This is a genomic window from Agromyces sp. NPDC060279, assembly GCF_042726785.1.
In the GTDB taxonomy this organism is placed as follows: Bacteria; Actinomycetota; Actinomycetes; order Actinomycetales; family Microbacteriaceae; genus Agromyces.
Window position 1 is genome coordinate 1,327,763 of the sequence record NZ_JBHXBK010000001.1, and the last position, 10,475, is coordinate 1,338,237.

General features: G+C 71.7%; 10 protein-coding genes. 7 read left to right on the top strand and 3 right to left on the bottom strand.

Annotated features, from left to right (window positions below):
• Nucleotides 1-99 precede the first annotated feature (99 nt).
• The 5 genes from paaI to ACFWE1_RS06285 all read left to right on the top strand — a co-directional run bounded on the left by paaI (nt 100) and on the right by ACFWE1_RS06285 (nt 4,929).
• Complete coding sequence (gene paaI / locus ACFWE1_RS06265; protein WP_376932610.1) at nt 100-516, top strand: hydroxyphenylacetyl-CoA thioesterase PaaI; 417 nt, start codon at nt 100-102, stop codon at nt 514-516.
• Nucleotides 517-556: 40 nt separating this feature from the next.
• Nucleotides 557-1,894: a phenylacetate--CoA ligase PaaK gene (gene paaK / locus ACFWE1_RS06270; RefSeq protein WP_376932611.1), complete on the top strand. Its 1,338-nt coding sequence runs from the start codon at nt 557-559 to the stop codon at nt 1,892-1,894.
• A gap of 56 nt (nt 1,895-1,950) precedes the next feature.
• Complete coding sequence (locus ACFWE1_RS06275; protein ID WP_376932612.1) at nt 1,951-2,697, top strand: response regulator transcription factor; 747 nt, start codon at nt 1,951-1,953, stop codon at nt 2,695-2,697.
• Between the two features lie 27 nt (nt 2,698-2,724).
• Nucleotides 2,725-4,134 (top strand): amidase family protein, encoded by a 1,410-nt coding sequence (locus tag ACFWE1_RS06280; protein ID WP_376932613.1) that lies wholly within the window; start codon nt 2,725-2,727, stop codon nt 4,132-4,134.
• Nucleotides 4,135-4,278: 144 nt separating this feature from the next.
• A complete protein-coding gene (locus tag ACFWE1_RS06285) occupies nt 4,279-4,929 on the top strand; it encodes a TetR/AcrR family transcriptional regulator (protein WP_376932614.1) in 651 nt (216 codons plus the stop codon).
• A 100-nt stretch (nt 4,930-5,029) separates the two neighbouring features.
• Here the strand turns inward: ACFWE1_RS06285 and ACFWE1_RS06290 are convergent, their stop codons facing one another.
• The 3 genes from ACFWE1_RS06290 to ACFWE1_RS06300 all read right to left on the bottom strand — a co-directional run bounded on the left by ACFWE1_RS06290 (nt 5,030) and on the right by ACFWE1_RS06300 (nt 9,059).
• The gene (locus ACFWE1_RS06290) at nt 5,030-5,230 is read right to left on the bottom strand and encodes a hypothetical protein (protein ID WP_376932615.1); all 201 of its coding nucleotides are present in this window, start codon (nt 5,228-5,230) and stop codon (nt 5,030-5,032) included.
• Between the two features lie 133 nt (nt 5,231-5,363).
• Nucleotides 5,364-5,822 (bottom strand): DUF2871 domain-containing protein, encoded by a 459-nt coding sequence (locus ACFWE1_RS06295; protein ID WP_376932616.1) that lies wholly within the window; start codon nt 5,820-5,822, stop codon nt 5,364-5,366.
• Nucleotides 5,823-5,987: 165 nt separating this feature from the next.
• Nucleotides 5,988-9,059: a DUF5979 domain-containing protein gene (locus tag ACFWE1_RS06300; RefSeq protein ID WP_376932617.1), complete on the bottom strand. Its 3,072-nt coding sequence runs from the start codon at nt 9,057-9,059 to the stop codon at nt 5,988-5,990.
• 425 nt (nt 9,060-9,484) lie between these two features.
• On the opposite strand from ACFWE1_RS06300, the gene ACFWE1_RS06305 reads away from it, so the two are divergent.
• Both ACFWE1_RS06305 and ACFWE1_RS06310 read left to right on the top strand, forming a co-directional pair.
• Complete coding sequence (locus tag ACFWE1_RS06305) at nt 9,485-9,907, top strand: hypothetical protein (protein ID WP_376932618.1); 423 nt, start codon at nt 9,485-9,487, stop codon at nt 9,905-9,907.
• Nucleotides 9,904-10,392 carry a hypothetical protein gene (locus ACFWE1_RS06310; RefSeq protein WP_376932619.1) on the top strand — a complete coding sequence of 163 codons (489 nt, stop codon included), beginning with the start codon at nt 9,904-9,906 and terminating at the stop codon, nt 10,390-10,392. The genes ACFWE1_RS06305 and ACFWE1_RS06310 overlap by 4 nt, the downstream gene beginning before the upstream one ends.
• The last annotated feature ends 83 nt before the right edge of the window (nt 10,393-10,475 follow it).

Sequence of the window (10,475 nt, forward strand, 5' to 3'; positions counted from 1 at the left end):
GGCTCGTGGCATCCGATATTACCAACCGATCGTTCAGTTAGTATATAGTCGATCCAGACGCCGCAGCAACGGCGTGCTGAACTCGACGAGGAGTGCCAGATGACGGATGCCGCGACCGAGCCCGCGCTCAACCGCGAGATGATGCAACGCGATCGCGCCGCCGCCTGGCTCGGCCTCGTCGTCGAGCGCGACGACCCCGGCCACGCCGTCGTCAGCATGGTCGTGCGCGAGGAGATGACGAACGGCTTCGGCATCACGCACGGCGGCATCGTGTTCGCCCTCGCCGACACGGCCTTCGCGATCTCCTGCAACGAGGACGAGCGGGTCACCGTCGCAGCCGGCGCCGACATCGCCTTCCTGAAGTCCACCGTGCCCGGCCAGACGCTGACCGCGACCGCCGTGCGCCGCACCCGCTCGGGCCGCACCGGCCTCTACGACGTCTCCGTCGTCGACGAGCACGGCGAGGCGGTCGCCGAGTTCCGCGGCCGATCCATCTCCACCAACCGCACGTTCTGAGCCCGGCGTTCTCAGCCCCGTCCACCTCCAGGAGCCATCAGTGTCGACGACGACCATCCCCCGCCCCGCCTCCGTCTCCGGGCTGCACGCCCCCGCCGCAGCCGAGCTCGACCCCGAGGAGCGGCTCGACCGCGCGGGCATCGAGGCCCTGCAGCTCGAACGCCTGCAGCGCACCGTCGCGCACGCGTACGAGCGGGTGCCGCTCTACACGCGCAAGTTCGACGAAGCCGGCGTGCACCCGCGCGACATCCGCACGCTCGCCGACGTCGCCCGCCTGCCGTTCACCACGAAGGCCGATCTGCGCGAGACCTACCCCTTCGGCATGTTCGCGGTGCCGATGGCCGAGGTCGCCCGCGTCCACGCCTCCAGCGGCACCACGGGGCGGCCCACCGTCGTCGGCTACACGAAGGGCGACCTCGAGCGCTGGGGCTCGCTCGTCGCCCGCTCGCTGCGGGCGAGCGGCATCCGCCCGGGCATGAAGGTGCACAACGCCTACGGCTACGGCCTGTTCACGGGCGGGCTCGGCGCGCACGCCGGCATCGAGGCGCTCGGCGCGACCGTCATCCCGATGTCGGGCGGGCAGACCGCGCGCCAGGTGCAGCTCATCATGGACTTCGAGCCCGACGCCATCCTCTGCACGCCGAGCTACCTGCTCACCATCGCCGACTGCATGGCCGAGCAGGGCATCGACCCGCGCGAGACCTCGCTCAAGGTCGCCGTGCTCGGCGCCGAACCCTGGACGAACGAGATGCGGCACGAGCTCGAGCAGCGCCTCGGCCTCGACGCCCTCGACATCTACGGGCTCAGCGAGGTGATGGGGCCCGGCGTCGGCAACGAGTGCCTGGAGACGAAGGACGGCCCGCACCTCTGGGAGGACCACTTCCTGCCCGAGATCATCGACGGCGACACGGGGGCGGTGCTGCCCGACGGCGAGCGCGGCGAGCTCGTGTTCACCTCGCTCACGAAAGAGGCGTTCCCCGTCATCCGCTACCGCACGCGCGACCTCACCCGGCTGCTGCCGGGCACCGCGCGCCCCGGCATGCGGCGGATGGAGAAGATCACCGGCCGCAACGACGACATGATCATCCTGCGCGGGGTGAACCTGTTCCCGACGCAGATCGAGGAGCTCGTGCTCGGCATCGAACAGCTCACGCCGCACTTCGTGCTCGAGCTCAGCCGGGAGGGGCGGATGGACGCGCTCACGGTGCGCATCGAGCGACACCCCGCGCTCGCCGTCGAGACGTGCGAGGCGGCCGCGGTCGTGCTCGCCGAACGGATCAAGGTGCACATCGGCTCGACCGTGGCCGTCCGGCTCGAGGAGCCGGGCGCACTGCCCCGCAGCGAGGGCAAGTACCAGCGCGTCTACGACCTGCGCTGAGCACGGATGCCCCGGGGCGGACGGGTATGGAATCCACTTCCGCGACGGAGAGGACGATGATCGCGGCATCGACCAGGCGGGCGCTCGACGAGGTGCTCGACGTCCTCCATGACGAGCGCGACGAGCTCGTGCTCCGCGGGCGCCTCGCGTCGCCGCTCATGCGCCTGCTCGGCGCAGACTATCTCGCCTCCTACGTGCGCGACTCCGCAGCAGCGCCGTACCGCGCACGCGTGGCCGTCAACATGTCTGACGGGAACCTCCGCCGGTACGAGCAGTACTACCAATTCCACGACCCGGTGACCCCGGTGATGGCCCATCGGCAGCGCGCAGCCATCGTCGACCGCACGATCGAGCGGCGCACCCTCGAGCGGACCGAGTTCTACACCGACTTCCTCATGGCCGACGGCCTGCACCACGGGATCAACTTCTTCGCCATCCGCCGCGGCGCGACGCTCGGCGACCTCCGGCTGTGGCGCGGCCGTTCGGCGCCCCCCTTCGGCGATGAGGAACGGGTGCTGCTCGACTTGGTCGGCGCCGCGTTCCGCGCACGACTTGCCCTCGCGCAGCACCCGCCGTCCGCGCTGCCCGAAGCGCTCGCGACCCCCCTCACCGCGCGCGAGCGGGAGATCGCCCTCGCGCTCGTCGATGGCGCCACCGACCGCGAGCTGTGCGCCCGCTTCCGCATCTCCTACGGGACCGTGCGCACCCACCTCGGGCACATCTTCGACAAGTGGGGCGTATCGAGCCGATTGGGCGCGATCGCGGCGGCCCGCCGTGGCATCGGCGAATCCACCGATCCCTGACGGACCCGCATGCGTCAGGCTCGTGACATGCAGACGCCTGAACACCCGCCCGCTGACGATGCGGCCGCCCAGGAGTTCGTACGCCGCGCGCACGCACGCGACGAGCTCAACGCCTTCATCGGGCTCGACGAGTTCGTGCGCCTCCCCGGCGTGCTGGACCATGCGCCGTCCGGCCCGCTGCACGGCCTCAGCTACGCGGCGAAGGACATCATCGACGTGGCAGGGGCGCCGACCTCCGGCGGCACCTCCGCGCTCCTGCGTCATCCCGCGGCCGCGGACGCCGCGGTCGTCACCCGCCTGCGCGAAGCCGGGGCGATGCTCGTCGCGAAGACCAATCTGCACGAGCTGTCCTTCGGGATCACCTCGAACAACGCCGTGCACGGCCCCGTGCGCAACCCCTACGACCCCAGCCGCATCGCCGGCGGCAGCAGCGGGGGCAGCGCGGCGGCCGTCGCCGCCGGGCTCGTGCCGTTCGCGCTCGCGGCGGATACCGGCGGCTCCGCACGGCTCCCCGCCGCGCTCTGCGGGATCGTCGGGTTCCGGCCGACCGTGGGCCGCTACCCGATGAGCGGGGTCCTGCCGATCTCGCCCACTCGCGACACCATCGGGCTCTTCGCGGGCGAGGTCGAGCTCGTCCGCCGGGTCGACGCGGTCCTCGCCGCGGACGACGCGACCGCGACCGCCGGCACCTCGGCAGTGCCCGCATCCGCCTCCGCGGTGAGAGCATCCCCGTCGGCGCTCGACGGTCGCCGCTTCGGGCTGCCGAGCGAGCTCGACGAACTGCACCTCGACCCGGACGTGGCGGCGAGGTACCGCGAGGTCATCGACCGGCTCCCCGAGCACGGGGTCGAGGTGGTGCCGATCGAGCTCGGCGACGCCTTCGACCGGGTCGCCCGCCTCGGGCTCGTGATCGCCCTCGCCGAGTTCCCCACGGCGGTCGAGCACTACCTCCGCGCAGCCGGTGAGCCGGTCACGATGGAGGAGCTCGGTGCCAGCATCGGCAGCCCCGACGTCGCGCGCATCTGGCGGGCGGCGGTCGAAGAGCCGATCCCGCCGCAGCTCGCGCGCGACGCACTCGCCGAGCGCGACACGATGCGGCGGGAGTTCGTCAAGCACCTCGACGCCGCCCGGCTGGACGCGGTGCTGCTCCCGACCGCTCCGATCACTGCTCGCGAGCTCGGCGAGGACGACACGATCATCCTCCGCGGGGAGGTCCACGGCACCTTCGACACGTACACGCGCTTCGCCAACCTCGCGGGAGTGCTCGGCCTGCCGGCCATCTCGCTGCCGGCCGGCCTCGATCAGGCGGGCCTGCCGATCGGCCTGGAACTGGACGCCCGCCCGGGCGACGACGTCCGGCTGCTCGAGCTCGCGGCCGAGCTCGCGCGGTTGCTCCCGGCGACGCCACGGCCAGCGGCGGGAGGCGACGCACGCTGATCCGGTCCGCCCGCCTTCGCCGGTCGCGCCAAGCCGCTGTCCGCGTGCGCGCGCCACTTCCGCCGCCACGCGCCACCCCTGCTGGCGCGCGGACGCCGAAGTGGCGCAGACGCACCGGGCGACGCGAGTGAGAGACTGATGCCGATGACCGAGAATCAGAGCATGCGTCGCGGGCGCCCGGGGTACGACCGGCAGGGCATCCTCGACGTCGCCGTCGCCGCGTTCAACGAGTACGGCTACGACGCCACCTCGATGGGCGTGCTCGCCGAACGGCTCGGGCTCTCGAAGTCGGCGATCTACCACCACTTCGCCTCGAAGGACGAGATCCTCGAGCAGGCGCTCGACATCGCCCTCAGCGGACTCGAGGCGGTCGTCGCCGACGCGGCCCGCCCCGAACTCGCCGAGGGGACCACGGCCGACCGGGCCGCGGACCGGCTCGACCGGGTGCTGCGCGGCGCCGTGCATGTGCTCGTCGAGCAGCTGCCCTCGGTGACGCTGCTGCTGCGGGTGCGCGGCAACACCGAGGTCGAGCGGCGCGCCCTCGCCCGTCGACGCGACTTCGACAAGCGGGTGACGGCGCTCGTCGCCGAGGCCCAGCGCGAGGGGTCGCTGCGCAGCGACATCGACGCGAGCGTCGTCTCGCGGCTCGCGTTCGGCATGATCAACTCGATCGTCGAGTGGTACCGGCCCGGTGGCCGCGAGAACGCCGACGGCCTCGCCGACGACGTCATCGCGATCGCCCTCGACGGCCTGCGCATGCCCACCTCGAACCGCGTCGAGGAACTGCTGGGCTGAGCCCGGCCCAGTCTGTCCCCGGCCTCGCCCGACCGTCCCCCAGCCGGCATGACGTCAGTATCTGCGGGTGCGGGGCCGCCGCCACCCACCAATACTGACGTCATGCGCCCAGGGGGTGGCGGGCGGAGTGCCGCCGCAGCCAGCCACGGCGCGGCCGAGCGGCCCCGCCGGCGACGGGCTGCGGCTCGGCGTGCGCCTCGGCTTGCCGCTCGGCGGCCACCCGGCGCTGTTCGAGTTCACGGGCCATCCGCTCGTCCGCCGCGGCCACGAGGTGCGGGAATGCCGTCTCCGAGATGTGCATGTCGACTCCTTGTTCGTCGACATTCAGCCTCGGCGCTGAGGTAGGGGCCCGGCATCGGAGGATCGCCCTATTCCTGACCCGGAGCCGCCTCAGATCGCCGGTCTCCCTCAGGCGGATGCCTCAGGCGGATGCCTCAGACGGATGCCGCGCGCGAGGCATCCGCGCTGTCCGAGGCGGCGGCCTTCGCCGCGACGATGCCCTTGCGCAGCGCCATCATGAGCAGCACCAGTCCCGCCGTCACGACGATGTGGCCGAGCCCCGCGACGCCGGCGATCGCGGCGTTCGACTCCTGGCCGAGCACGGTCAGCGAACCGTGCCAGACCATCATCGCGCTCGTGAGCAGCACCCCGGCGTTGTAGACCCAGAAGAACCAGCCGAACAGCGGCGAGGCGCTCAGCGCGAAGGCCTTCTCGAGGGCGAGCACGATGAGCATCGCGAGGAAGCCGAGCGTCAGCAGGTGCGTGTGCACCACTGAGAGCTGCGTCGCGCCGCCCTCGAGGAAGTCGTTCGCCTTCGTGAACTCGCGGTAGAACAGCCCGGAACCGAGCCCGAGCACGAGGTAGACGACGGCGGCGGTGAAGAGGCGGTTCATGGGGCGTCCTTCCGGTTCGCGATCGGGCCCGTCGCTGGCGGGCCCACGAGCAGTCTGCTCCGAGCCGCGCCCCGCCGCATCCATCGAACGTTCACCGCCGGCGCCCCGGCCCGAGTTGCCCGACTTTCATGAAAGTCGGGCAACTCGGGTTCACGGCCGAGCGGCTTACGCGCTGCGGCGACGGCGCAGGATGCCTCCGACGAGGAGCGCGAGGCCAAGGAGCACCGCGAGACCGCCGCCGAGGACCGCGGCGCCGACCCCGTCGACGCCCGTCGAGGCGAGATCCGCCTCGACGTCGGTGCGTTCGAGCGTGTTCGTCAACACGATCTCCGCGACCGTGCCGTCACCGATCACCATCGAGTCGGCGCTGAAGCTGGCGCTCGTCCACTCGGCGCCGTCGACGGCCGCCGGGGTCACCTCGCTGAGGCTCACGCGCGCGCCGAACGGGATCGGGTCGCTCGTCGCGACGCCCCCGTCGGCGACGGTCAGCACGCCGGACCCCGCCTCGAAGCCCGGGCCGGCGGGGTAGCTGTACCGCACCGTGAACTCGGCGTCGCCCGGCAGCAAGCCGGCGCCGGAGCCCTGGACCTGCTTGCGCACGGCGAAGGAGCCGGCGTTCAGCTCGAGCGTGTTGACGACGAGCACCTCGGCCGAGGCATCCTTCTCCACCGTCACGACGTTCGACTCCGAGAATCGGGGCGCGCCCCAGCTGCCGCCCTCGACGGCCTCGGGCTCGAACTCGCGGATCGTCACGACCGCCCCGGCCGGGAGGTCGTCGATCGAGACGGCGCTGCCGTCGCCGGGCACGGAGAACTCGGTCGGGCCGACCGCGTCCCACGCCGCGCCCGCCGGGTACTCGTACGTGAAGCGGTACTCGCGGTCCGCGCCCACGAGGTGCGCGCCCGTGCCCTCGAGCTGCTTGCGCAGTTCGATCGAGCCGACGTCCCGCGCGATCGTGTTGGTGAGGCTCACCTCGACGGTCGTACCGTCGCCGATCGTGACGGTCCCGGGCGAGAAGACGGGCGCCTCGGTCCAGGTGGCGCCGACGACCGGCGCGGGCTCCAGCTCGGTGAGCCGCAGCACGGCGCCGTAGGGCAGCGGACCGCTCGCGACGGCCTGCCCGTCGGCGTGCACGACGAGCTCGCCGGAGCCCGCGCCGAAGCCGGTGCCCGCGTCATACTCGTAGCGCACGGTGAACGCGTCGGTCGCCGGCACGAGCCCCGCGCCGCTGCCCTCGAGCCGCTTCACGACCGAGAACTCCCCGGTGTTCAGGGCGAGCTCGTTGTCGAGGTCGACCGAGATGCGGGTGCCCTTCACGACGGTGAAGGTCCGCTGGCTGAAGACGGGCTCCTGCCAGGTGCCGCCCTCGACGGGGTCGAGCAGCTCCTCGAGGGTGACGACGGCACCGGCGGGCAGCCCTTCGACGGCGACCGGCTCGCCGCCGGCGGTCACCTCGACCGTGCCGCTGCCGGCCTCGTACACGCCGCGCTCGGGGTCGGCCGGGTACGACCACCGCACCGTGAAGCGCGGGTCGTCGACGAGACCGGAGCCGGCGCCGCCGAGGCGCTTCCGCAGCTCGAAGGAGCCGAGATCGCGGGTGAGCGTGTTCGTCACCTGCACCACCACGTCGGCCGAGTCCGCCCCCACCGTGACCCGGGCGGGCTCGATGACCGGCTCCTGCCAGCTGGCGCCGGGCACGGCGGCGGGCGCCGACTCGGAGAACTCGACGACCGCCCCGAGCGGCAGCCCGGGGATCTCGACGCGACTGCCGTCGAGCGGCAGCTGCACCGCGCCGCCGCCGGCGGGGATGCCGAGCTCGGCGTTCGCGCCCCAGCGGTAGTTCAGTGTGAAGCTCGTGCCGTCGGGGAGGCGCATGCCGTCGGGGTTCACGACGGTCTTCGCGGCACCGAGCGAGGCGCGCTGCAGGGTCGCGGTGTTCTCGAGGCGGATGTCGGTGATCTGCCCGAGCTTGCCCTGCGTGCCGTCGAGGGTGAGCTCGACGCGGTCGGTGCGGGTGCCGTCGGGCAGCACGAACACGGGGTCCGCCCAGTCGACGTTCGCGGGCTCGGCGGGCTTCAGCTCGTCGAGCGTGATCGTCGTGCCGCGGAACAGCTCGTCGCTCAGGAACGACTCGCCCGCGTGGATCGTGATCGGCATCTGCTCGGTGAGGACGCCATCGAGTTCGCTCGTGTAGTTCACGGTGAAGGCCGGTGCGAGCGAGGTGTCGCCCGCGAGCTCCTTGGTGAGCCGGAACTTGCCGAAGTTCGTGCCGACGACGGTGCCGGAGCCCGAGTAGCGGGTCGCGGTGCCGGTCGTGGTGCCGCTGCGCTCGCCCTCGATCTCCCAGTTGGCGGTGTTCGTGTAGTTCTTGGCCTTGCCGAGGTCGAGCACCTTCACGGTCCAGACGACCTCGTAGACCGAGCCGGTGATGCCCTGCTGGCCCTCGGGGGCGTCGGCGCCGAGGCCGGCGACGGAGGTGAACTCGACGCGCAGTCCGTCGCCCGAGACGGTGTACTCCGAGGCCGGCTTCCAGCCGAACTGGGGCGACTGGCGGCCGAGCGAGTCGTAGGAGAGCGAACGGGCCTCGAGCACGCGGGGCTCGCCGACGAGCTCGAAGACGCTCGGGTCGAGCACGTCCTCGACGGCGACGCGCTGCCCGGCGGGGATGCCGTCGGGACCGCTGGGCACGCCGACCCACCAGCTGATGGTGTCCTCGAGGTTCTGGTACGAGCCGCTCTTCCAGGCGCTCCAGCCGTCCCACTCGCAGTTCTCCGTGCAGCGGTTCGGGTTCGGGTCGACGGTCACGGGCGTCTGCACCGTGCCGAACTCGAAGACGTGCTCGACGGTCTCGATGTTCTCGAGCCACACGTCGGCGAGGAAGGTGAACGAACCGCGCATCTCGAGCTCGTGACCCTCGATGTACGCCGGATCGACGGTGCACGTGATCCGCTCGGCGTCGACGACGCACTCGCCGGCGGGCTGGCCGTCGGGGTCGAGCATCGGGAAGCGGTCGGCGAAGCCGCGCAGCCCGTCGGGCAGGTCCACGACGACGGCGACCGGGTTGACTGCCTGGCCGGGCACGCTCCAGTCGACGGTGAGCTCCTGACGGCTGCCGTCGGGGATCTTGGACGTCTCGAATCGGACGTCGTCGATGGAGATCGGGGTGCCCGTCGCGGCGGTCGCGGCGGGCACCGCGATGAAGACGTTCGCTGCGACGGCGAGGAGGAGGCTGAGCACAGCCGCGATGGCTGTCCTCGCTCCGCGGTGGCGGCCGGGGTTGGCCGCACGCACGAGGCTCGACAAGACTGCATTCCTTCCTTCGGGTGCGTCCGGCCGAGCGGTCCGGGGACGACCGATCGGCGACCCGCCGGGAGGGTGCACTGAAGGAGCGCGTGCGCAGCACGCGCCTGCGTGCGGACGTGCCGGGCACGTCCGCACGCAGTGCGAGCGCCGGTTCGCGTTCGGGCGCGGACCGGGCGTCCTGTCGGGTCAGGACGGGCGGCCATCACTGCCGCCACTTGAGAGATGGCGGCGGGGCCGAATCATGACGCCAGTTCGACAGAACTTCTTGCCTCGCGCCATCTACAGCGTTTCGACCTCTAGTTTTTGCACCACTGTTCCGCTAGACATGGTTCCACGACTCCAACCAATCGAGGAGAACCATGGAGAATCAGATTCAGGCCACCGCGACCGAACCCCACCTCACGTCGAAGCGGCGAGGCGCCCCGTGGCGGCGCGCTCGGCTCGGGGCCGCTGCCGCGTCGGCCGCCGCGGCACTCCTGTTCACCGCGGTCGCACCCGGCCCGGCCCACGCCGTCGGCATGAAGTCGGTCACGGGCGTGATCGAATGCCGATCCTGGCCCGCGCTGCTGGTCGGCACGAGCGCAACCGCTCGGGGCGATGTGAAGTTCCAGCTCAACCGCAAGGACAATCTCGGAGCCATCGGAACCGTCTACCTCGGCAGGTCGTCGACCTACGCCCCGTGGGGGTACAAGTGGCTCACCTCCGGCGCAGGGAACTTCTACGCGTACGGCCTCACCGCCAGCGGCAACGTGACCAAGGCCGCACGGTATTGCCAGGCGTGAGCACCCGAACTGCGGCGGTCGCCGCTGCCGCGCTCGTCATGGCGGCACTGGCGGGATGCAGCGCGAGCGAACCCCCACCGGTCGATCCGAGCTCGCTCTTCACCGGACTCGACGTCGCGGAAGCCCGCACCGCGTGCCTCCAGGACCGCGGCTGGGACGTCACCCTCGACGCGCAGGGCGCGATCCTGGCGAACTACCCGCCCGAGCAGGAGGCCGCCTTCGAAGCGGACAACAGCGCGTGCCTGGCGGAAGCCGGCGTCGACGTGGACGCGGGCCTCACCGATGCGGAGTTCACGACGGCGTACCTCTGGTACCAGGAGATCGGCGAATGCCTGACGGCGCACGGCTGGGATGTCCCCGAGCAGCCGAGCGAAGCGGTGTTCCGCGACACGTACGACGACGACCCCTGGATCCCGTGGGCGTACGTCGATGATCTCGAACGAGCGAAGTCGGACTGCCCGGTCATGAACGTCCCGAACGGGTGAGGGTGCCGGGGGGTTGAGGGGGGGGGTGGGTGAGGGGTTCGTTGGTTCGCCCGGGCGCTCCCCCCTCCTCTTTTCTCTCCACT